Annotated in this window: 17 protein-coding genes; 10 read left to right on the top strand and 7 right to left on the bottom strand. The window is 73.1% G+C overall.

Annotated elements, in window-relative coordinates:
- Position 1: 1 nt before the first annotated feature.
- On the top strand, positions 2 to 931 hold the full coding sequence (locus tag EAH89_RS01145) for a BKACE family enzyme (RefSeq protein WP_140880924.1): 930 nt from the start codon (positions 2 to 4) through the stop codon (positions 929 to 931).
- A gap of 24 nt (positions 932 to 955) precedes the next feature.
- On the opposite strand, the gene EAH89_RS01140 is transcribed toward EAH89_RS01145, so the two are convergent.
- From EAH89_RS01140 to EAH89_RS01115, 6 genes are all read right to left on the bottom strand, one after another.
- Positions 956 to 3,289, bottom strand: a complete 2,334-nt coding sequence (locus tag EAH89_RS01140; protein ID WP_140880923.1) for an FdhF/YdeP family oxidoreductase — start codon at positions 3,287 to 3,289, stop codon at positions 956 to 958.
- 163 nt (positions 3,290 to 3,452) lie between these two features.
- The gene (locus tag EAH89_RS01135) at positions 3,453 to 4,226 is read right to left on the bottom strand and encodes a hypothetical protein (protein WP_140880922.1); all 774 of its coding nucleotides are present in this window, start codon (positions 4,224 to 4,226) and stop codon (positions 3,453 to 3,455) included.
- A 63-nt stretch (positions 4,227 to 4,289) separates the two neighbouring features.
- Entirely contained in the window at positions 4,290 to 7,391 is a 3,102-nt protein-coding gene (locus EAH89_RS01130; RefSeq protein ID WP_140880921.1) for an efflux RND transporter permease subunit, read from the bottom strand.
- A gap of 10 nt (positions 7,392 to 7,401) precedes the next feature.
- Positions 7,402 to 10,500 (bottom strand): efflux RND transporter permease subunit, encoded by a 3,099-nt coding sequence (locus EAH89_RS01125; RefSeq protein WP_140880920.1) that lies wholly within the window; start codon positions 10,498 to 10,500, stop codon positions 7,402 to 7,404.
- Entirely contained in the window at positions 10,497 to 11,825 is a 1,329-nt protein-coding gene (locus EAH89_RS01120) for an efflux RND transporter periplasmic adaptor subunit (RefSeq protein WP_140880919.1), read from the bottom strand. Before EAH89_RS01120 ends, EAH89_RS01125 begins: the two co-directional genes overlap by 4 nt.
- The gene (locus EAH89_RS01115) at positions 11,822 to 13,228 is read right to left on the bottom strand and encodes an efflux transporter outer membrane subunit (RefSeq protein WP_140880918.1); all 1,407 of its coding nucleotides are present in this window, start codon (positions 13,226 to 13,228) and stop codon (positions 11,822 to 11,824) included. Before EAH89_RS01115 ends, EAH89_RS01120 begins: the two co-directional genes overlap by 4 nt.
- 169 nt (positions 13,229 to 13,397) lie before the next feature.
- On the opposite strand from EAH89_RS01115, the gene EAH89_RS01110 reads away from it, so the two are divergent.
- The 9 genes from EAH89_RS01110 to era all read left to right on the top strand — a co-directional run bounded on the left by EAH89_RS01110 (position 13,398) and on the right by era (position 21,320).
- Positions 13,398 to 14,270 carry an alpha/beta hydrolase gene (locus EAH89_RS01110; protein WP_206667420.1) on the top strand — a complete coding sequence of 291 codons (873 nt, stop codon included), beginning with the start codon at positions 13,398 to 13,400 and terminating at the stop codon, positions 14,268 to 14,270.
- 54 nt (positions 14,271 to 14,324) lie between these two features.
- Entirely contained in the window at positions 14,325 to 14,999 is a 675-nt protein-coding gene (locus EAH89_RS01105; protein ID WP_140880917.1) for a sulfite oxidase-like oxidoreductase, read from the top strand.
- Positions 14,992 to 15,504, top strand: coding sequence for a 2-amino-4-hydroxy-6-hydroxymethyldihydropteridine diphosphokinase (gene folK, locus EAH89_RS01100; protein ID WP_140880916.1), 513 nt, complete (start codon positions 14,992 to 14,994; stop codon positions 15,502 to 15,504). Before EAH89_RS01105 ends, folK begins: the two co-directional genes overlap by 8 nt.
- Before the next feature lie 96 nt (positions 15,505 to 15,600).
- On the top strand, positions 15,601 to 15,999 hold the full coding sequence (gene rpoZ / locus EAH89_RS01095) for a DNA-directed RNA polymerase subunit omega (protein ID WP_140880915.1): 399 nt from the start codon (positions 15,601 to 15,603) through the stop codon (positions 15,997 to 15,999).
- Between the two features lie 22 nt (positions 16,000 to 16,021).
- Complete coding sequence (locus EAH89_RS01090; protein ID WP_140880914.1) at positions 16,022 to 18,325, top strand: RelA/SpoT family protein; 2,304 nt, start codon at positions 16,022 to 16,024, stop codon at positions 18,323 to 18,325.
- 38 nt (positions 18,326 to 18,363) lie between these two features.
- Positions 18,364 to 18,783 (top strand): holo-ACP synthase, encoded by a 420-nt coding sequence (acpS, locus tag EAH89_RS01085; RefSeq protein WP_140880913.1) that lies wholly within the window; start codon positions 18,364 to 18,366, stop codon positions 18,781 to 18,783.
- 111 nt (positions 18,784 to 18,894) lie between these two features.
- Positions 18,895 to 19,647, top strand: coding sequence for a signal peptidase I (gene lepB / locus EAH89_RS01080; protein ID WP_241666784.1), 753 nt, complete (start codon positions 18,895 to 18,897; stop codon positions 19,645 to 19,647).
- Positions 19,648 to 19,660: 13 nt separating this feature from the next.
- Positions 19,661 to 20,344 (top strand): ribonuclease III, encoded by a 684-nt coding sequence (gene rnc / locus EAH89_RS01075; protein ID WP_241666783.1) that lies wholly within the window; start codon positions 19,661 to 19,663, stop codon positions 20,342 to 20,344.
- Positions 20,345 to 20,444: 100 nt separating this feature from the next.
- Positions 20,445 to 21,320 carry a GTPase Era gene (era, locus tag EAH89_RS01070; protein WP_241666815.1) on the top strand — a complete coding sequence of 292 codons (876 nt, stop codon included), beginning with the start codon at positions 20,445 to 20,447 and terminating at the stop codon, positions 21,318 to 21,320.
- A 71-nt stretch (positions 21,321 to 21,391) separates the two neighbouring features.
- On the opposite strand, the gene EAH89_RS01065 is transcribed toward era, so the two are convergent.
- Positions 21,392 to 21,790 (bottom strand): host attachment protein, encoded by a 399-nt coding sequence (locus EAH89_RS01065; RefSeq protein WP_161993447.1) that lies wholly within the window; start codon positions 21,788 to 21,790, stop codon positions 21,392 to 21,394.
- Between the last annotated feature and the right edge of the window lie 121 nt (positions 21,791 to 21,911).

Here is a 21,911-nt window from a genome sequence, read left to right as displayed (position 1 = left end):
CATGGCCAGCCCGCGCAAGGTCATCATCACCTGCGCCGTGACGGGCGCGATCCACACGCCCAGCATGTCGCCCTACCTTCCGGTGACGCCGGAGGAGATCGCCGACGCCGCCGTGGGCGCGGCGGAGGCCGGGGCCGCGATCGTCCACCTCCACGCGCGGAACCCCGAGACCGGCGAGCCCGACCAGACGCCGGAGGCCTTCGCGCGCTTCCTGCCAGTGATCAAGCAGCGCTCCGGCTGCGTGGTGAACATCACCACGGGCGGCGCACCCACCATGAGCATCGAGGAGCGCGTGCGCCCCGCCGCGACCTTCCGGCCCGAGGTCGCGTCGCTCAACCTGGGCTCATTGAACTTCGGGCTCTTCGGGATGCTCGATCGCTTCAAGGACCTCAAGCACGAGTGGGAGCGGAGCTACCTCGCGAACAAGGACATCATCTTCCGGAACACCTTCGGGCAGATCGAGTACATCCTGACGACCTGCGCCGGCAACGACACGCGCTTCGAGTTCGAGTGCTACGACACCGCGCACCTCTACAACCTGAAGTACTTCTTCGACCGCGGGCTGGTGAAGGCGCCGCTCTTCATCCAGACGGTCTTCGGGCTGCAGGGGGGCATCGGCAGCCACCCGGACGACGTGCTGCACATGAAGCGGACGGCGGACCGCCTCTTCGGTGACCAGTACCGCTGGTCGGTGCTCGGCGCCGGGCGCAACCAGCTCAACATCGCCGCCATGGCCGCGGCGATGGGCGGCAACGTCCGCGTCGGGCTGGAGGACAGCCTCTGGGCCGGGCCGGGGCGCCTGGCGGAGACGAACGCCGAGCAGGTGCGCGCCGTCCGCCAGATCATCGAGGGCCTTGGCCTGGCCGTCGCGACGCCGGACGAGGCGCGCGAGATCCTGTCCCTCAAGGGAGCCGACAAGGTCGGCTTCTGAGGCGGGGCCGCGCGGCCGTTCCCGTCAGGACGGCCGCAGGCCCTGTCCCTCCGGCTCCAGCGGCGGCGTCGGGCGGAACTCGGCCGTGGGCTGGATCCGCACGGGCACCGACTTCGCGGCCGGCGTCTTCGAGTGCTCGTCGTGGTGCGTCACGGCCATCAGCGGGTTCATCTCCGGGTAGTAGGCGCCGAGGCACCCGTCCGGGAGCGAGAAGGGCGTGACCACGAGGCCGTGCACCGACCGCTCGATCCCGTCCCCGGCGTCGCTGAGGAGGGAGACGACCTGCCCCGGCTCGAGGCCCGCGCGGCGCATCTCGGCGGGGTTGATCAGCAGCACGTCGCGCGTGCCCTCGATGCCCCGCAGCCGGTCGCTGTAGCCGTAGATCGTCGTGTTGAACTGGTCGTTGCTGCGCATGGTGATGAGGCGGTAGCGCCCCGGCGCGTCGTCGAAGCCGGTGGCCGACATCATCTTGGGCGCCGTGAAGATCGCCTTGCCCGCCTCGGTCTTCCAGACGCGCTCGCGCGCGGAGTTGCCGCGGTAGAAGCCGCCCGGCGTGAACTTCCGCTCCTCGAAGTCGTGGAACTCCTTGTGGTAGGTCTCGGCGATCTCGGCGCGGATGCGGGCGTAGTCGGCGACCCAGGCATCCCAGGTGATGCGCGGGTTTGCCGGCAGCGTCGCCTTCGCGATGCCGGCCACGATCGCGGGCTCGGAGAGCAGGTGCTCGCTGGCCGGCACGCGGTGGCCGATCGAGCCGTGGATGCAGCTGAAGGTGTCCTCCATCGTGACCACCTGCGCGCCCCCGGCCTGCACGTCCTTCTCCGTGCGGCTGAGGCAGGGCAGGAGGTAGGCGACCTCGCCGTTCACGAGGTGGCTGCGGTTGAGCTTCGTCGCGATCTGCACGGTCAGGCGCATGCGCGTCCAGGCCGCCTCCATGCGCTCGCGCTCCGGGATGGCGCGGACGAAGTTGCCGCCCAGGCCGATGAAGGCCTTCACGTCGCCCGACAGGATGCCCTTGCAGGCCGCGACGGTGTTCAGGCCCTCGTCCCGCGGCGGCTCGAAGCCGAACTGCGCCGCGAGGCGGTCGAGCGGGACGAGCTCGGGCTTCTCGGAGATGCCGACCGTCCGCTGCCCCTGCACGTTCGAGTGGCCGCGCACCGGCGAGATGCCCGCGCCCTCCCGGCCGATGTTGCCGCGGAGAAGGAGCAGGTTCACGAACATGGCGATGTTCTCGAAGCCGTGCACGTGCTGGGTCAGCCCCATGCCGTAGATGCCAATGACGCGCTCGGCCTCGACATAGACCTGCGCCGCCGCCTCAATATCGGCGCGGGAGAGGCCGGACTCCGCCTCGATGCTCTGCCAAGTGGTGGAGCGGACCTTGGACTCGAATTCCTCGAGGCCGGTGGTGTGCTGGGCGATGAAGTCGACGTCCAGGACGCGGCGGTCGCGCTTGCGGGCCTCGTCGTCCGCGGCGAAGACGTGCTTGCACATTCCCAGCAGCACCGCGATGTCGCCGCCCGGGCGCACCTGGTAGTACTGCTCGCTGATCCGCGTCTCCTGGCCTGTCAGCATCTCCACGGGGCTCTGCGGGTTCGTGAAGGATTCCAGCCCCCGCTCCCGGACGGGGTTGAAGGTGATGATCTTCGCGCCGCGCCGCACGGCCTCCTGCAGCGGGTGGAGGAAGCGCGGGCTGTTGGTTCCGGTGTTCTGCCCGAAGAAGAACATCGCGTCGCACTTCGAAAGGTCGTCGAAGACCACCGTGCCGACGCTGGCGCCGATGATCTTCTTCAGCGCCACCGAGGTCGTCTCGTGGCACATGTTGGAGCTGTCGGGCAGGTTGTTGTGGCCGTAGAGGCGCGCGAAGAGGGCGTAGAGATAGGAGGTCTCGAGGCTGGCGCGGCCGGATGAGTAGAAGACCGTGGATTTCGGGGCGAGCGCCCGCAGCTCGCCGCCGATGGCCGCGAAGGCCTCATCCCAGGCGCAGGGGACGTAGCGGTCGGTCTCGCGGTCGTAGCGCATCGGGTGGGTGAGGCGGCCAGTCTGCTCCAGCTCGTAGTCCGACCACCCCCGCAGCTCCGTCACCGTGTGGCCGGCGAAGAACTCGGGCGTGCAGCGGCGCGTCGTCAGGTCCCAGAGGGTCGCCTTCGCGCCGTTTTCGCAGAACTCGAAGGCGTTGTGGTCGGCCGGCTTCGCCCAGGAGCAGGAGACGCACATGAAGCCGCCGGGCTTGTTCTGCCGCGCCAGCGTCTCCATCACGGCCGGCGTGTTCCACTCGTCCCCGAAGATGCGGGCGATGCCGCGGAGCGAGCCCCAGCCGCCGGCCGGGCTGTCGTAGTGAACCGTCTCGTCCCGATCGCTCATGCCGCTGCCCCACCCGATGCTGTTGGCGATCCCGGCCCGCCGCCATCGGCAGCCCGCGCCCGGCCGGCGATCCGCACGGGATCGGCTCCGGCCAGGGCGGCAACGCCTGGGCAGGGAGGGCGTTGCGCCCGCCGGCCCGCGGGCGGCGACGCGGCGTTCCGCATTACCTCTTCTTCACGCCCGCGGGCTCGATGGTGCAGCGGAGCGGCGGCAGTCCCTCGATCTCGCCGCGGTACTCGGCGCCCCCGGCCGGGATCGGCCGCATGCCCGTCAGGCTGCCGAAGGTGAGCACCTCGCCGGCGCCGATGCCCCGCCCCTCGCGCCCGAGCCGCGCGAGCCACGCCTCCACGAGCGGCCGGATGGGCGCCGCGACATGGGGGCCCTCGTGGCGCGCGAGGGGGGCGCCGTCCTGCGACAACCGGGTGACGGGCGGCGCGTCGAGCCGCGCGAGCGACCAGGCCGCCTCGCTCTCCCGCACGGCACCGCCGTTGTTCGCCAGGCCGTCGGCAACGCGGTCGAGCGGGCCGGTCACGGCGTCGGCGGTGAAGCGGGGCTGCACGAACTCAAAGAGGGTGGCGAGGGTCGCGAGCCCGGGGAGGTCCTCGGGCCGGAGCGACGCGACGCGGGACGCGGGCACCGCGTCGCGGAAGCGGATGGCGATCTCGAGCTCGATGAGGCTGCCGGGCGGCAGCGCCGCCCGGAGGCCGCCCCGGTCCTCCAGCACACGCGAGGCCGGGAAGGGCGCGCTGAACGGAGCCCCGCCGTGGCGCCCGAGCTTCCACCCGCCGATCCCTTCGCCGAGGGCGGCGAGCGTCGCGTGCTGCACCGCCTCCGCCGCGGCGAGGTCGCGCGGGCGCGACGCCTCGGCGAGGCCGGGCAGGGGCGCGCCGCGCCGGGCGGCGGCGAGCTGGCGGGCGGCGTCCTCGATGGGGTCCAAGCGGCGTTCCTCGCGACAGGGACGGCCAGGAGGCCCCCGTTGCCGCGCCGCCGCAAGCCCCGCCTACTCCGCCGGCACCGCAGCGCCCGCCCCCGCGCGCGGCCGGTCCCGCCGGCGCAGCCGGTCAAGGGCGATGTAGACGGCCGGCGTCGTGTAGAGCGTGAGGACCTGCGAGACGACCAGCCCGCCGATGATGGCGATGCCGAGCGGCGCGCGCAGCTCCGATCCCGTGCCGGTGCCGAGCGCGAGCGGCACCGCGCCGAAGAGGGCGGCCAGCGTCGTCATCAGGATCGGCCGGAAGCGCTCCCGGCAGGCGGCGAGGATGGTCTCCTCGCTGGTGCCCCCGTGCCGCCGCTCGTGCTCGAGCGCGAAGTCCACCATCATGATCGCGTTCTTCTTCACGATGCCGAGGAGGAGGATCACGCCGATGAGCGCGATGACCGTCATCGGCGTGCCCGTGACCAGCAGGGCCAGCAACGCGCCGAGCCCGGCCGTCGGCAGGGTGGAGATGATGGTCAGCGGGTGGACGTAGCTCTCGTAGAGGATGCCGAGCACGACGTAGATCGCGAGGAAGGCGCCCGCGATCAGCAGGGGCATGTCGCGCGAGAAGGACTGCGCCGCGGCGGCGTTGCCGCCGAACTGCGGCCGGATGGAGCTCGGCAGGCGCACCTGGCGCTGCACCTCCTCAATCTTCTGGCGGACCTCCTCGACGCTCAGCGCGGGGTCGGGGTTGAAGGAGATGGCGGCGGCAGGGAAGCCGCCCTGGTGCGTCACCGCGAGCGGCGCCGAGGAGGGAACCACCCGCGCGATCGCCGAGAGCGGCACCTGCGTGCTTCCCTGCCCCGGCAGGAAGATGCGCGAGAGGTCGGTCGGCCCCTGCTGCAGCGCCGGGTCGATCTCGAGGATCACGCGGTACTGGTTGCGCGCGCGGTAGATGGTCGAGACCTGGCGCTGGGAGAAGGCGTTGTTCAGCGTCGCGTTGATCTCGGTCTGCTGCACGCCGAGGCGCGCGGCGGCGGCGCGGTCGACCTCCACCCGGGTCACCAGCCCCGCGCGGTCCTGGTCGCTGCTGACGTCGTTGATGCCGGGTACGCCGCGCAGCGCCTGCACCATCGTCTGCGACCACTCGCGCAGCTCCTCGATGTCGTTGCCGAGCAGCACGTAGGAGAAGCTGCCCGCGTCCTGCCGCCCGCCGATCCGCACGTCCTCCTGCCCGCGCAGGAAGACGGCGGCGCCGGGGATGCGGCCCAGGGGCGCGCGAAGCCGGGCGATCACCGCGTCCGAGCCGACCCCGCGTTCGGCCAGCGGCTTCAGCGTGATGTAGATCTGCCCCCGGTTCGCCGCGCCCTGGCCGGAGTTGGACCCGACCGTCGCGCCCACGCTCTCGATCGCGGGATCGGCCGCGATGATCTCCACCACCCGGCGCTGCAGCCCCTCCATCGTGGCGAAGGAGGTATCGGGCGCGGCCTGGGTGCTGCCGGTCATCAGCCCCGTGTCCTGGTTCGGCAGGAAGCCCTTGGGCACGACGACGTAGAGCCAGACGGTGAGGCCCATCAGCGCGAAGGTGGCCAGCAGCATCGTGCGGCGGAAGCGGAGGAGCCAGCCCAGGCTGCGTATGTAGCCGTTCACCGTGGCCGAGAGCGCGCCCTCGAAGGCCCGCGCCAGGCGGCCCGGCGGCTTCTCGGCCGCGCCGCGCTCCATCCAGGCGGCCATCATCGGCGTCAGCGTGAGGGAGACGACGCCCGAGATGGCGACGGCCACCGCGAGCGTGACGGAGAACTCGCGGAAGATGCGGCCGATGATCCCGCCCATCGCCAGCAGCGGGATGAAGACCGCGATGAGGGAGACGGTGATGGAGAGGACGGTGAAGCCGATCTCCTTCGCCCCGGCCAAGGCCGCCTCGAGCGGCGCGAGCCCGCGCTCGCGGTGGCGCGCCATGTTCTCGATCATGACGATCGCGTCGTCCACGACGAAGCCGACGCAGATGGTGAGCGCCATGAGGGAGAGGTTGTTCAGCGAGTAGCCGATCCACCACATCACCGCGACCGTGCCGAGCAGCGAGAGCGGCACCGCGGCGCTCGCCGCCAGGACGGGTGCCCAACGCCGCAGGAAGACCGCGACGACGCCCACGACCAGCCCGATGGTGAGCACGAGCGTCAGCCGCACCTCCTCGACCGAGGCGCGGATGGTGACGGAGCGGTCGCTCACCACCTCGATCCGCGCGCCGGCGGGGACCCAGGACTGCACCTCCGGCAGCATGGCACGGATGCCGTCCACCACCTCGATGACGTTTGCGTCGGCCTGCTTCATCACCACCAGCAGGATGGCCGGGCGCCCGTTGAACCAGCCGGCTTGGCGGCGGCTGCGCACGCCGTCCTCCACCCGCGCGATCTCGCCCAGCCGCACGATCGCGCCGCCCTGCGCCTTCACCACGACGCCGCGGTAGGCCTCGGCGTTGGCGATGCGGTCGTTCGTCTGGATCGCGGCGGACTGGTCGGGGCCCTCGATGAAGCCGGTGGCCTGGGTGACGTTGGCGCCGGTGATGGCCGTGCGGACCTGGTCGAGGGAGATGCCGGCGGCCGAGGCGGCGGCCGGGTTCACGGCGACGCGCACCGCCGGCTGGTCGCCGCCGTTCACCGAGACCTGGGCGACCCCCGGCACCTGCGCGAGGCGCTGGGCGACGAGGGTGTCGGCGGCGTCGTAAACCGCCTGGGCGGTGATCGTCTCGGAGGACATGGCCAGGATCATCACCGGCGCGTCGGCGGGGTTGATCTTCCGGATGCCCGGCGGCGTCGGCAGCCCCGAGGGCAGGTCCTGCCGCGCGCTGTTCACGGCCGCCTGCACGTCCCGCGCCGCGCTCCGCTGCGTGCGGGAGAGGTCGAACTGGATGATGACGACCGCGCTGCCGAGGGAGGAGTAGGAGGTCATCTCCGTGACGCCGGGGATGGTCCCGATCCGCCGCTCGAGCGGCGCCGCCACCGTGCTCGCCATCGTCTCCGGGCTCGCGCCGGGCTGGCTCGCGGTCACGACGATGGTCGGGATGTCCACCCGCGGCATGGAGGCGATGGGCAGGCGGAAGAGCGCGACGAGCCCGACGAGCGCGATGCCGATCGCCAGCAGCGAGGTCGCGATCGGGCGCGCGATGAAGGGGCCGGAGATGCTCACCGGGCGCCCCTCACTCCGCCGGCACCGCCGACGGCCGGCGCTGCCCCCGCGTCCGCACCCATTCGAGGGCGAGGTAGACCGAGGGCGTGGTGAACAGCGTCACGAGCTGGCTCAGCAGCAGGCCGCCGACGATGGAGACGCCGAGCGGCAGCCGCAGCTCCGACCCCGCGCCGTGGCCGAGCACCAGCGGCAGCGCGCCCAGGAGCGCGGCGAGTGTCGTCATGGTGATGGGGCGGAAGCGCAGCACCGCCGCCTCCACGATCGCGTCCTCGGCCGCCATCCCGCGCTCGCGCTGCGCCTCGAGCGCGAAGTCGATCATCATGATCGCGTTCTTCTTCACGATGCCCATGAGGAGGAGGATGCCGATGATGCCGACGACCGAGAGGTCCAGCCCGAAGAGCTCCAGCGCCAGCAGCGCCCCGATCCCGGCGGAGGGGAGGGTCGAAAGGATGGTCAGGGGGTGGACGAGGCTCTCGTAGAGCACGCCGAGGGTGATGTAGATCACGACCACCGCGGCGAGGATCAGCCAGGGCTGGCTGCGGAGGGAGGAGCTGAACTCGGCCGCGTCCCCCGCGAACCGCCCGGTCACGGTGGACGGCACGCCCAGCGCGCGCATGGTCCCCTCCACCGCCGAGACCGCGCCGCCGAGCGAGACGCCCTCGGCGAGGTTGAAGGAGTAGGTCACGGCGGGGAACTGGTTCTCCCGCGTCACCTGCAGCGCCCCCGCGGCCCGGCCGAGCCGCGCGACCTCCGAGAGCGGCACCACGGTCGTGGTCCCGTCCGTGCTGCCGGCCACCCGCAGGAGGCCAAGCCGGGTGGGGTCCGCCAGGAAGTCGGCGGAAGCCTCGAGGATCACGCGGTACTGGTTGTTCTGCGCGTAGATGGTCGAGATCTGCCGCTGCCCGAAGGCGTCGTAGAGGGCGTCGTCGATCGCCTGCATCGTCACGCCGAGGCGCCCGGCGCGCGCGCGGTCCACGTCCACCGTGATCCGCAGCCCCTCCTGCTGCTGGTCGCTCGAGAGGTCGAGCAGCTCCAGCCGCTGGCGGAGGGCGGCGAGGATGCGAGGCGACCAGGCGGCCAGCGTCGCGGCGTCGGCGTCGACGATCGTGTACTGGTACTGCGTGGTGCTGGCCCGCGCGCCGATCTGGATGTCCTGCACGGCCGAGGGATAGCTGACGATCCCCGCGATGCCCGCGAGGCGCGGCGCCAGGCGCGCAATGATCTCCTGCGCCGTCTCGTCGCGCTCATCGCGCGGGCGCAGCACCGCCGTCACGCGGCCGCCGTTGAGGGTCGCGTTCACCGTTCCCGCGCCGACGACGGAGGTCACCGCCTCCACCGCCGGGTCGGCCCGGACGAGCTCCGCGACCTGGCGCTGGAGCTCGGCCATCCGGGCGAAGGACACGTCCCCCGGCGCCTCGGTGGCCACCTGGATCAGCCCCGTGTCCTGCGCGGGCAGGAAGCCCTTGGGGATCACGAGGTAGAGCCAGCCCGTCAGCGCCAGCGTGCCGAGCGCGACGAGGAGGGTGAGGGGGCGGAAGCGGAGCGTGACCAGGAGCGCGCGCCGGTAGGCGCCGAGCAGCCCGTCGAAGACACGGTCCGAGGCGCGCGCGATCCGCCCCTTGTGGAGGGAGGCCGGCCGCAGCAGCAGCGCGCACATCATCGGCGTGAGGGTGAGGGAGATGACCATGGAGACGAGCACCGCCGCCGTCAGCGTCTCCGCGAATTCCCGGAACAGGCGCCCGACCACCCCCTCCATGAAGAGCAGCGGGATGAAGACCGCGATGAGGGAGACGGTGAGCGAGACGATGGTGAAGGCGATGCCCTTCGCGCCGGCATAGGCGGCGGGGAGGGGGGCCATGCCCTCCTCGATGTGGCGGACGATGTTCTCGATCATGACGATGGCGTCGTCCACGACGAAGCCCGTGGCGATGACCAGCGCCATGAGGGAGAGGTTGTCGAGCGAGAAGCCGAGCCAGGACATGACCGCGAAAGTGCCGATCAGGGACAGCGGCAGCGACACCGCCGGCACGATCGTCGCGCGCCCGGAATGCAGGAAGAGCCAGATCACGGCGACGACGAGGACGGTGGAGAGCACCAGCGTCAGCTCCACCTCGCGCACCGAGGCGCGGATCGTCTCCGTCCGGTCCGAGACCACCGACATGCTGATCCCGGCCGGCAGCCCGCGCTCGAGCTCGGGGAGCTGGGTGCGGATGCGGCTCACGGTGTCGACGATGTTGGCGCCGGGCTGGCGCTGCACGTCGAGGATGACCGCGGGGCGCCCGTTGAACCAGGCGGCGTTGCGGTCGTTCTCCAGCCCCTCCACCGCCTGGCCGAGGTCGCGCAGGCGGATCGGCGCCTCGTTGCGGTAGGCCACGATCACCTCGGCGAATTCGGCCGGGGAGGTGATCTGGTCGTTCGACATGATCGTCGAGGCCTGCCGCGCGCCGTCGAGCGAGCCCTTGGGCGTGTTCGCGTTGGCGCCGGTCACCGCGCTCCGCACGTCGGCCATGGACAGGCCGTAGCCCGCCAGCCGCGCGGGATCGATCCGCAGCCGCACGGCGGGGCGCATGTTCCCCTGCACCGTCACCCGCCCGACGCCGGCCGACTGCGCGAGCTTCTGCGCGAGCAGCGTGTCCGCCGTGTCCGACAGCCGCGCGATGGGCAGGGTGTCGGAGGTGAGCGCGAGGGTGATGATCGGCGGGTCCGCCGGGTTCACCTTCGCGTAGAGGGGCGGGTAGGGAAGGGTGCTCGGCAGCGTCCCGCGGGCGGCGTCGAGCGCGGCCTGTACGTCCTGCGCGGCCTCGTCGAGGTCCTTGTCGAGCGCGAACTGGAGCGCGATCCGGCTCGTGCCCGGGCCGGAGGTGGAGGTCATCACGGCGACCCCCGCGATCTGCCCGAGCTGCCGCTCGAGAGGCGCGGTGACGAGGAGCGCGATGGTGTCGGGGGAGGCGCCGGGAAGCTGGGTCGAGACCTCGATCGTCGGGAAGTCCACCTCGGGCAGCGAGGAGACCGGCAGGCGCCAGTAGCCCCAGAGCCCGAGCAGCAGCACGGCCACCGACAGCAGGGTCGTCGCCACCGGCCGCGCGATGAAGGGGCCCGAGATGTTCAATTGGGCGTGCCCGAGCCCGGCGCCTGGGCGTCGGCCGTCCGCCGCGGCCGCCCGCCGGGGGGGCGGCCGGGCGGCGCGTCATCGGCCAGCGCCACCGTCGTGCCCGCGCTCAGCCGCAGCCCGCCCGAGGTCACCACGCGCTCCCCCGGCCGCAGCCCGGACTGCACGACGGCGTCCGACTGCGTCATCTGCCCGATGGTCACCGGGCGCTGCTCGACCGTCCGGTCCTCCTTCACGACGAAGGCGTAGGTCCCGTCCGGCCCGCGCTGAACGGAGACGAGCGGCACCACCGTCGCCTGCGGCACGACCTCGATTCGCAGGCGGAGATTCACGAAGGCGCCGGGCCAGAGCGCGCGCTCCTCGTTCGGGAAGACCGCCTTCGCCTTGATGGTGCCGGTCGTCGCGTCCACCGCGTTGTCGACGGTCAGCACCGTGCCGCGCGCGACTGGCGCGCTGCCGGCGGAGGAGCTGGGGCCGGGCAGCGTCTCCACCGGCACCGGGCCGGCGGCGAGCGCCCGCAGCAACCGCGGCAGCTCCTGCTGGGGCAGGGTGAAGCTGACGCCGATCGGCGCCATCTGCGTGACCGTGACGATGCCGTTCGTGTCGGAGCCGCGCACGATGTTGCCGGGGTCCACCTGGCGGATGCCGACGCGCCCGGCCAGCGGCGCGCGGATGGTCGCGAAGCCGAGCTGCGTGCGCGCCTGGTCGATCGCCGCGTCGTCCTGCCGCACCTGGGCCTCGAGCATCGCCACCTGGGCGCGCTGCGTGTCGAGCTGCTGGCGGGTGACGCCCGCGCCCTGGGCGAGCCCCTGGTAGCGCTGCAGGTCCACCCGCGCGTTGGCGAGCTGCGCCTGGTCGTAGGCGCGCTTGCCCTCGGCCTGCTGCAGCGCCGCCTGGGCCGCGCGGTCGTCGATGCGGGCCAGCACCTCGCCCTTGGCGACCTCCTGGCCCTCGCGGAAGTTCACCTCCATCAGCTGGCCGTCGAGCTGGGTGCGCACGACCACGCTCTCGAGCGGCAGGACGGTGCCGAGCGCGTCCACGGTCAGCGCGACGTCCCGCTGCGCGGCCTCGGCGACCGTCACCGGCACGGGGATGCCGCCGCCGGGCCTCCCGCCGCGCCCGCTCCCGGCACCACCGCCCGCTCCCCGCTGGCGCGCCGCCCCCGGTCCCTGGCCGGCGGACTGCCCCTGGGGCCCCTGCGCCTGCATCTGGTCGCGGGCGGCCGAGGGGTCGCGCGCGTCGCGGTTCTCCCACCACCACCAGCCCGCCCCGCCGGCGCCCGCGAGCACCACCAGGGCCAGGAGCCAACCGAATCGCCGCCTCATCGGCCGCCCCCCGAAATTCCCGCCGACGATACCCTCAGCCCGCCCGCCCCAGGCCCCCAGCCGCCGCCGAGGGCGCGGAACAGCCCCACCGCCGCCTGGAAGCGCAGCAGCCGCCCGCGGGAGAGGTTCCGCCGCGCCGTGAACAGCGTGAGCTGCGTGTTCAGCAAGGTGATGAGGTTGATGATCCCGCCCCGCAACTGCTCCTCCGCGATCGAGTAGGCGCGCGCCGCCCGGCGCTCCGCCTCGGCGAGGAGGCGCTCCTGCTCCGTCGTCTCCCGCAGCGCCGCCAGCGCCCCCTCCGCGTCCGAGAGGGCCGAGAGGATCGCCTGGCGGTAGGCCGCCAGGAGCTCCTCGGCCTGGGCCTGAGAGAAGGCGATCCGCCCGCGGATGGCGCCCGCGTCGAACACGCTCTGCGTGAGGCTGGCGGCGATGCTGTAGAACTGCGCCTCCGGCCGGAGCAGCGTCCCGGCCAGCGCCGAGGCGAAGCCGCCCTGGGCCGAGAGGGTGATATTGGGAAGCAACGCCGCCCGCGCCACCGCGACATCCGCGTTGGCCGCCGCGAGCGCCGCCTCGGAGGCGAGGACGTCGGGGCGCCGGGCGAGGAGGGCGGTCGGCAGGCCGGGGGCAGGGGAGGGGACGTCGAGGCCCTCGAAGCCCTCGCCGATCACGTCCAGCTCCACCGGCGCCGCCCCGATCAGTACGGCCAGCGAGGCCGCGTTCTGCGCCACCGCCTGGCGCAGCGGCGGCACCGCCGCCTCCTGCTGGGCCACGACGGTCTCCTGCTGCGCGAGGTCGAGCCCCGTCGCGGTGCCGGCCGCCACCTGCTGGCGGATCACGGCAAGGACCCGACGGGCCGCCCGCAGGTTCTCCTCCTGGATGCGGAGCGCGTTCCGGGCCTCCAGGATCGTGAAGTAGGTGTTCGCGACCGAGGCCTCGGTCGTGATGAGCGTGGTGCCGAGGTCGAAGCGCTGCGCCTGGGCCGAGAGGCGCGCGGCCTCGAGGTTGTTCCGGTTCCGCCCCCAGAGGTCGATCTCGTAGCTCGCGGCGAGGTCCACGGAGTAGCGGCGCACGGCCGTGCCGCCCCGCCCCGTCCGGCTGCGCTGGGTGTCGCCCCCGGCCGTCACCTGCGGCAGGAGGGCCGAGCCCGCGATCTGCGCCGAGGCGTCCGCCTGCCGCACCCGGGCCTGGGCCTGGGCGAGGTCGAGGTTCTGGGCGGCCATGCGCGCCATCAGCCGGTCGAGCTCGGCCGAGCCGAAGCCGCGCCACCAGTCCGGGTCGGGCCAGGCGGCGGGCGCGTCGCGCCCGGCCTCGCGGAAGCGGTCGGGGCCGATCGCGAGGCCGGGGATGCCGTCCGGCAGGAGGGCGCAGCCCGCCGGGAGCGCGCCGAGGGCCGCCCCGAGCATGAGCCGGGTGGTGCCCCGTCGCGTGGCGCGGGGAGGGCAGGTCCGTGAAATCGCGTCTTGCACCCTCTTATAGTAGGACGGATCCCGCCATGACCCCATGCCTCGTTACCCTTCGCCACCGATGCCGCGGAACGGGGCGGCCCCGTCCCGCGCTCCTCCCTATCTGGGCATGATCGGCCGTTCCGCCCTCTTCATCGGCGCGGCCCTCCTCCTCGCGGCCTGCGGGGGCGGGCCGCCCGGGGAGGGGGAGGTGATCACCGCGGCGGTGGCGGAGCCGGGCGGCGCCCTCCGTCCCATCCAGGCCCGCCTCTGCCTTCCCCCGCCCCGCGCGGGCGGCGGACCCGCCCGCCTGGTCGTGGTCAACCACGGCTCCCCCGGGGCGGACCGGGCCGCGCGGGCGCGCTACGCCCTTCTTCCTTGCGGCTCGGCGATCGCGCGGCACTTCCTCGCGCGCGGCCAGGCGGTGCTCGCGCCGCTGCGGCGCGGCTACGGCGCGGACGAGGGGCCCTGGATGGAGGGCTTCGGCGCCTGCGAGAGCCCCGACTACGCCGGCGCCGCGCGGGAGACCGGCCGCGACATCCGCGGCGCCGTCGCGGCCGCCCGGGCCCGGCCGGAGGTCGCGCCGGAGGGCATCGCCGTGATCGGCCAGTCCGCCGGCGGATGGGGCACGCTGGCGCTCGCCGCCGACCCGCCGCCCGGCGTCTCGGCGGTGGTCGCCGTCGCCCCTGGCCGCGGTGGGCGGCGCGGCGACCGCCCCAACGATAACTGCCGGCCGGACCGGCTGGCCGAGGACACCGGGCGCCTCGCCGCGGCGGGCGGACCCGGCGCCCTGCCGGTGCTCTGGCTCCACACGCCGAACGACAGCTTCTTCGGCACCGAACTCGTCGCCGCCATGGCCGCCGCCCACGCCCGCGCCGGCGGCCGCGCCACGCTCCTCGCGCTTCCGGCCTACGGCCGGGACGGGCACGACCTCTTCTACGGGCGGGGCGGCGAGGCCTCCTGGGGGCCGCCGGTCGATGCCTGGCTCGACGCCCATCCCTGACGGGCGCGCGCGTCCCTGTTGCATCCGGCGCCCGGCGAGGGCACCTCTCCCGCCATGACCGAGAGCAGCCGCCCTGAGGGCACGCCGGAAGGCATCAAGGAGAAGCTCGTCCGCACCAAGCAGCGCTGGGCGGAGGAGGGGCGGCTGCTGACGGGCACCGCGGGCGACCCGGAGCGGGACCGCCTGCCGCCGGGGCAGCGCCTCGTCACGGACTGGCCGGTGCTGGACCTCGGCATCCAGCCCGCCGTCGCCGAGGCCGCCGCCCGGCTCGACATCGACGGCCTCGTGGCGAACCCGCTCTCCCTCTCCTGGGCGGAGCTGATGGCGCTGCCGCAGGAGGAGCGCCGCAACGACATCCACTGCGTCACCCAGTGGTCGCGCTACGACAACGACTGGCGGGGCATCGCCGTCATCGACCTCCTCGCCCGGGCCGAGCCCCGCCCGGAGGCGCGCTTCGTGACGATGGAGTCGCATGACGGCTACACGACGAACCTGCCGCTCGACGACATCGCCCGGCCCGAGAACCTCCTCGCGACCCACTGGGAGGGCCGGCCGCTGACCCGCCAGCACGGCGGCCCGCTGCGCTTGGTCGTGCCGCACCTCTACCTCTGGAAGAGCCCGAAGTGGATCCGCCGGATCACCCTCATCGCCGAGGACCGGCCCGGCTTCTGGGAGGTCCGCGGCTACCACGAGCGCGGCGACCCCTGGAAGGAGGAGCGCTATTCCTGAGGGCGGGGGCGACATCCTCGTCGCCATCGGCGCCAACCTGCCGGGGACCGACGGCGCGGCGCCGCTGGCCACCTGCCGGCGGGCGGCGGGGACGCTGGACGGCCTCCTCGGCCTCTCGCTGGTCGCCGTCTCCCGCTGGTGGGAAACGGCGCCCGAGCCGCCGGATCCCGCCAGCCCCTGGTACGTGAACGGCGTCGCCCGGCTGCGGGGGGAGGCGGACCCGGCCGCGCTGCTGGCCGCCCTGCAGGCGATCGAGGCCGCCGCCGGGCGGGTGCGCCCCTACCCGAACGCGCCCCGTACGCTCGACCTCGACATCGTGGCCATAGGCCGCCTCCTCCGCACGGCGCCGGACCCCGTCCTTCCCCACCCCCGCGCCCATCTCCGCCGCTTCGTGCTGGAGCCCCTGCGGGAGGTCTTCCCGGGCTGGACGGACCCGGCGAGCGGACGTAGCGTCACCGAAATGCTCCTTGCCCTCCCGGACGCACCCATGCGCCCGGCGGGATAGGCTCGTGCCGGCGCGGCCTTGCCTTTGGTGCGCCGCGTCTCTATTTCACCCTTTCGCCCCGTACACAGCCCCGTGCACAGCTAAAGGGAGTCCGCCATGGCCCGCGTCACGGTCGAGGACTGCATCCTCCAGGTTCCCAACCGCTTCGACCTCGTCCTCCTCGCCGCCCAGCGCGCCCGCGCCATCTCGCGCGGTGACGAGCTGACGATCGACCGCGACAACGACAAGAACCCCGTCATCGCGCTCCGCGAGATCGCCGAGCAGACGGTCGAGCTCGACGGCCTCGAGCAGGACATCATCAAGTCGCTCCTCCGCGCCCCGGAGCCGGAGCCCGTCGAGGAGGAGGTGATCGACCTCATCGCCACCGACGAGAACATCTTCGGCGTCATGGACGTGACCGAGGAGAGCGCGAACGAGGCGGGCATGCAGGTCGAGGACATGTCCGGCGACGACCTCGAGGCCGCCATCGCGGCCGAGCTCGGCGGCCGCCGCTGACCGCGCACCGCCGCAGCACCCCATGACCGACGGCGCCGGGAGCTCCTTCCTTCCCGGTGCCGCCACGGGCCCCCTCCGGGCGCCCGAGGGCGTGGCCAGCCGCGCGCCCGAGGGGCTGGAGGCCGACCCCGGCCGCGCCCTCGCCGCTCTCGTCACGGGCTACGACCCCCGGGCCGACGGGGCGCTGATCGAGAAGGCCTACCGCGTCGCCGAGGCCGCCCACCGCGAGCAGAAGCGCGACAACGGCGACCCCTATATCGGCCACCCCGTCGCCGTCGCGAACATCCTCGCGGGCTACCGGCTGGACGCCGCCAGCATCGTCACCGCCCTCCTCCACGACACCGTGGAGGACACCGGCATCACCCTCGCCAGCCTGACCCGGGACTTCGGGCCCGAGGTGGCGCGGCTGGTCGACGGCGTGACGAAGCTGACGCGCCTCGAGCTCCAGTCCGAGCGCACGAAGCAGGCCGAGAACTTCCGCAAGCTGGTGCTGGCCATGAGCGAGGACATCCGGGTCCTGCTGGTCAAGCTCGCCGACCGCACGCACAACATGCGGACGCTGCACTTCGTCCCTCAGCAGCACCGGCGCGAGCGCACGGCGCGGGAGACGATGGAGATCTACGCGCCGCTGGCCGAGCGCATCGGCATGCAGGCCGTCAAGGACGAGCTGGAGGACCGCGCCTTCCGGGAGCTCCAGCCCGACGCCTCCCAGACCATCACCGCCCGCCTCGCCTTCCTGCGCGGGCAGGGCGCGGACCTCATCGCCGAGATCGCCGAGGACCTCCGCCGGCGCCTGCGGGACGGCGACGTGCCGGTGATCGACATCCAGGGCCGCGAGAAGTCCGCCTACGGCATCTGGCTCAAGATGCACTCCAAGAAGGTCGAGTTCGAGCAGCTCTCGGACATCATGGCCTTCCGGGTCATCACCGACGACAAGGCGAACTGCTACGCGGCGCTGGGGGCGGTGCACTCGGCCTACCGCGTCGTGCCCGGCCGCTTCAAGGACTACATCTCCACCCCCAAGCCCAACGGCTACCAGTCCCTGCACACCGGGGTGACGGTGCCCGAGCGGCGGAACGCCAAGATCGAGGTGCAGATCCGCACGCCGGAGATGCACGAGGTCGCGGAGTTCGGCGTCGCCGCCCACTGGATCTACAAGCAGGGCCCGGACGGCGTGGTGAACGCGGCGCGGGACCGCAAGCGCTTCCCCTGGGTGAAGGACCTGCTGGAGATCCTGGAGAACGCCGGCGAGGCGCAGGACTTCCTCGAGAACACGAAGCTGGCCCTCCACCAGGACCAGGTGTTCTGCTTCACGCCCAAGGGCGACCTCATCGCCATGCCCCGCGGGGCGACGCCCGTGGACTTCGCCTACCACGTCCATTCCCAGATCGGGGACAGCTGCGTCGGCGCGAAGATCAACGGCCGCATCGTGCCGCTGCGCCACCAGCTCGAGAACGGCGATCAGGTCGAGATCATCACCGCCCGCGGCGGCACGCCCAACCCGGCCTGGGAGCGCTTCGTCGTCACCGGCAAGGCGCGCGCCCGCATCCGGCGGACGGTGCTGGCCCGCCAGCGCGAGGAGAGCCGCGAGAACGGCCGCCAGGCCATCGCCCGCGCCTTCCGCCAGGAGGGGCTCGACTTCTCCGAGCGCATCGCCGAGCCCGCGGTGAAGGCCCTCAAGCAGCCGGGCTTCGAGGAGCTCTGCATCGCCGTCGGGAACGGCAACATCACGGCGCGCGACGTCCTCCACGCCGCCGTGCCCGAGCTCCGCGGCCCGCCGCGCCCGGCGGTCTCCGGCCTCGAGGCGCTCGCCCTCACCCGCGCCCGCGGCAAGCCGGGATCGACCGTCGCGCGCGGCCCGCGGGAGAGGGAGGTCGCCCACGGCATCACCGGCCTCGTCTCCGGCATGGCCGTCAGCTTCGCCGGCTGCTGCCACCCCGTGCCCGGCGACCGGATCGTCGGCATCGTCTCCACCGGCCGGGGGGTCACCATCCACAAGCAGGAATGCCACACGCTGGAGGCCTTCGCGGCGACGCCCGAGCGCTTCATCGACGTCGACTGGGACACCCAGCCGGGCGCGGCCGGGGAGCACGTCGCCCGCCTCTCGGTCGTCACCTCCAACGAGGGGCCGGCCATCGCGGGCATGACCACCGCCATCGCCAAGCAGGACGCCCGCATCCAGTCGCTGCGCTTCCTCCACCGCGCCGCCGACTTCGCCGAGCTGAACGTGGACCTCGAGGTGAAGGACCTCCGCCACCTGTCGAGCGTCATCGCGGCGCTCCGCTCCCTCCCTGGTATCGAGCAGGTGGAGCGGGCCAAGTCGTGATTCCCCGCGCCAGATGAGCCTCCCATGATGACCCTTTCATGATCCTGGGCCTCGGCAACGACATGGTGGACATCCGCCGGATCGAGCGGACCATCGCCCGCCACGGCGACCGTTTCCTCGAGCGGATCTTCACCGAGGCCGAGCGCGCCAAGGCCGAGCGGCGCGGCGAGCGGACGCGCGTCGCCACCTACGCCAAGCGCTTCGCCGCGAAGGAGGCCGCCTCCAAGGCGCTCGGCACCGGCTTCCGCGCCGGGGTCTTCTGGCGGGACCTCGGGGTGGTGAACCTTCCCTCGGGGCAGCCCACGCTCCGCATGACCGGGGGGGCGCTGGCGCGGCTGGAACGCCTGACGCCCGCCGGGCACAGCGCGGTGGTCTCCCTCACCATGACCGACGAGTACCCCTACGCGGAGGCGGTGGTGATCATCTCCGCCGTCCCCCTCGCCAGCCCCCTTCCTTGACAGGCGCGCCCATCTGGCGCACCCAACGGCCCTGCGGCGGCCCGACCCGAGCCCCACTCATGGGTTTTTGGGGGCGTTCGGCCGGCCGGTTGGGGCCGCGAGCATCACCACATGAGCAACAAGTCCTCCGGCGGCTGGCTGGAGAGCCTGAAGACGATCCTCTACGCGGGCCTCATCGCCGTCGGCATCCGCACCATCGCCTTCGAGCCCTTCAACATCCCCTCGGGCAGCATGATCCCGACCCTCCTGGTCGGCGACTACCTGTTCGTCTCGAAGTACTCCTACGGCTATTCCCGGGCCTCGCTGCCCTTCAGCCCGAACCTCTTCCGCGGCCGCATCCTCGGCAGCCTGCCGGCGCGCGGCGACGTCGCCGTGTTCAAGCTCCCGCGCGACGGCGTGACCGACTACATCAAGCGCATCGTCGGCCTGCCCGGCGACCGCATCCAGGTGCGGGGCGGCATCCTCCGCGTGAACGGCACCCCCGTGAACCGGGTGCGCGTCGGCCCCTACACGGTGGAGGGCGACGGCCCGCGCCTGACGGTCGGCCTCTTCCGCGAGACCCTGCCGCCGAGCCCGGGCGGCCCCGCGCGCACGCACGACATCCTGGAGGCCTCGGATGACGGCCCCTACGACAACACGCAGGAATTCGTCGTTCCCGCGGACCACGTCTTCGCCATGGGCGACAACCGCGACAACTCCCTCGACAGCCGCGCGACCAACTATGTCGGCTTCGTGCCGGTCGAGAACCTGGTGGGGCGCGCCGAGTTCATCTTCTTCTCCTGGGACGGCTCGGCGAACTGGTGGCAGGTCTGGGCCTGGCCCATGGCCGTCCGCTGGAACCGCCTCTTCTCGGGCATCCGCTGATGAAGACGCCGCCGTGAAAGCGCCTGTCGCCGCCCTGTCCCTGCGGCTGGGTCACGACTTCAACGACCCCGCCCTGCTCGAGCAGGCGCTCACCCACCGCTCCGCGGCCGACCCCAAGCGCAAGGGGCTCGATTCGAACGAGCGGCTGGAGTTCCTGGGGGACCGCGTGCTGGCCCTGCTGATGGCCGAGTGGCTGTCCGACCGCTTCCCGCAGGAGCGCGAGGGCGAGCTCGGCAAGCGTCTGGCCGTGCTCGTCGCCGCGGACACGCTGGCCAAGGTGGGCGACGTGATCGGCCTCTCCGCCGCGCTCCGCATCCCCCCCGCCGAGGGCCGCACGGGGCTGCGCCAGCGCGCCAACGTCCTCGCCGACGCGACCGAGGCGCTGATCGGCGCCCTCTACCTCGACGGCGGCCTCGACAAGGCCCGCGCCTTCATCCACCGCGAGTGGACGGCCTTCATGGAGGCCGACGCGACGCCGCCGATGTCCGCGAAGAGCCGCCTGCAGGAGTGGTCCCTCGGCCGCGGCATGGGGCTGCCCGAATACACCACGGTGAGCGCCGAGGGCCCGTCCCACGCGCCCCTCTTCACCGTCAGCGTCCGCGCCTGCGGCAAGAGCGCCGAGGCCTCCGGCGACAGCAAGCGCGGCGCCGAGCAACTGGCCGCCGAGGCGCTGCTGAAGGAACTGGCCCGTGGCTGACGAGAACGGCGGCGACGAGAACGGCACCGGCGCTACGGATGCCAGCGCGAAGGATGCCGGCGCGAACGCCGCCCCGCCCGCGGGGCCGACCCGCGCGGGGCTGGCCGCCGTGCTCGGCGCCCCCAACGCCGGCAAGTCGACGCTGGTGAACCGGCTCGCGGGCGCGAAGGTCTCGATCGTCTCGAACAAGCCGCAGACGACGCGCTTCCGCATCCGCGCCATCCTCAACGAGGGCCCGACGCAGGTCGTGCTGACGGACACGCCGGGTATCTTCGCCCCCCGCCGCCGTCTGGACCGCGCGATGGTCGCGGCCGCCTGGGGCGGCGCGCAGGACGCCGACGTCGCGATGCTGGTGGTCGACGCCCGCGCGGGGCTGACCGACCCTCTCCGCGCCATCATCCGCAAGCTCGCCCAGGGCACGCCGCCGCTCTGGCTCGTGCTGAACAAGACGGACCTCTTCGACACCAAGCGCCTGCTGCCGCTCACCGCCGAGCTGACCGCGCTGCTCTCCTTCGCCGAGACCTTCATGATCTCCGCCGAGACCGGCGACGGCGTGGACCGCCTCCGCGCCCGCCTCTGCGAGGCCATGCCGCTCGGCCCCTGGCTCTTCCCCGAGGACGAGCTGTCGGACGTGACCGACCGGATGCTGGCCGCCGAGATCGTGCGCGAGCAGATCCTCCGCCAGACGCACGAGGAGGTCCCCCACCACGCGACGGTGGAGACGGAGTCCTGGCAGGAACGCAAGGACGGCTCCGTCCGCATCGACTGCACGATCTACGTCGGCCGCGCCTCGCAGAAGGCCATCCTCATCGGCGACCGCGGCTCCCGCATCCGCGAGATCGGCCAGCGGGCGCGGGCCGAGCTGACGAAGCTGCTGGAGCGGCCCGTGCACCTCTTCCTCAACGTGAAGGACCGGCCGGGCTGGGACGAGGAGCGCGGGCGGCTCCGCGCGCTCGGCCTCGAGGACCTGGACTAGCGACCCGCGCCCGGCCGGCACGGTGGCCGTGCCGGACGCCTTCCGCCCGAAGCCGGCCGGCCGCCGCGTCCTCAGGCGAAGTGGGAGGCCATCTCCGCGTCGGCGATGTTGGTGAGGTCTTTGGGCATCGTCTTCTCGACGGCGTCCGCGGCCTGCTTGTTCAGCCCCTCCCGGATCTCGTGCAGGATGGCGGGGGCTGCCGCGATGACGAGCGAGGCCGTCTGGCCGGAGCGCACGCCCTCGTTCAGGTAGTCCGCGACCGCGCGCCCGAAGCGGCCCTCCGCCTGGTCCTTCGGGTCGGCCTTGGGGGCCTTGAGCTGGCTGACGCCGCTGTCGGCGTCCTCCACCGCGTTGCCCCGGCCCGAGGCGTCGAAGCGGTGCTGCGTCCGCAGGCCGCCGTCGCCGCCCACCAGCACCCGCGCCTTGCCGCCATCGGCCACCACGTACCAGGTCGCGCCCTGCTTGCTCATCGCCGTCGTTCCTTCGTTGCGGCCACCGGCCTGGAGGAGGGACAACGGGCCAAGGGCCCGGTCAGCGGCACCGCGCGGCCCCGATGGCCGGCCGGTGGCGCCGGCGGCGTCGAGCCCCCAT

The organism is Muricoccus nepalensis, assembly GCF_006438825.1.
GTDB classification, from domain to species: domain Bacteria; phylum Pseudomonadota; class Alphaproteobacteria; order Acetobacterales; family Acetobacteraceae; genus Roseomonas; species Roseomonas nepalensis.
The sequence above is the reverse complement of the archived record's forward strand: the minus strand, read 5'-3'. Positions and strand labels throughout refer to the sequence as shown.

Excerpts from the sequence above, each read along its gene's own strand:
- EAH89_RS01145 (WP_140880924.1), top strand. The coding sequence starts at position 2 with ATGGCCAGCCCGCGCAAGGTCATCATCACCTGCGCCGTGACGGGCGCG.
- EAH89_RS01140 (WP_140880923.1), bottom strand. The coding sequence starts at position 3,289 with ATGAGCGATCGGGACGAGACGGTTCACTACGACAGCCCGGCCGGCGGC.
- EAH89_RS01120 (WP_140880919.1), bottom strand. The coding sequence starts at position 11,825 with ATGAGGCGGCGATTCGGTTGGCTCCTGGCCCTGGTGGTGCTCGCGGGC.
- EAH89_RS01115 (WP_140880918.1), bottom strand. The coding sequence starts at position 13,228 with ATGCTCGGGGCGGCCCTCGGCGCGCTCCCGGCGGGCTGCGCCCTCCTG.
- EAH89_RS01110 (WP_206667420.1), top strand. The coding sequence starts at position 13,398 with ATGATCGGCCGTTCCGCCCTCTTCATCGGCGCGGCCCTCCTCCTCGCG.
- EAH89_RS01105 (WP_140880917.1), top strand. The coding sequence starts at position 14,325 with ATGACCGAGAGCAGCCGCCCTGAGGGCACGCCGGAAGGCATCAAGGAG.
- rpoZ (WP_140880915.1), top strand. The coding sequence starts at position 15,601 with ATGGCCCGCGTCACGGTCGAGGACTGCATCCTCCAGGTTCCCAACCGC.
- EAH89_RS01090 (WP_140880914.1), top strand. The coding sequence starts at position 16,022 with ATGACCGACGGCGCCGGGAGCTCCTTCCTTCCCGGTGCCGCCACGGGC.
- acpS (WP_140880913.1), top strand. The coding sequence starts at position 18,364 with ATGATCCTGGGCCTCGGCAACGACATGGTGGACATCCGCCGGATCGAG.
- lepB (WP_241666784.1), top strand. The coding sequence starts at position 18,895 with ATGAGCAACAAGTCCTCCGGCGGCTGGCTGGAGAGCCTGAAGACGATC.
- EAH89_RS01065 (WP_161993447.1), bottom strand. The coding sequence starts at position 21,790 with ATGAGCAAGCAGGGCGCGACCTGGTACGTGGTGGCCGATGGCGGCAAG.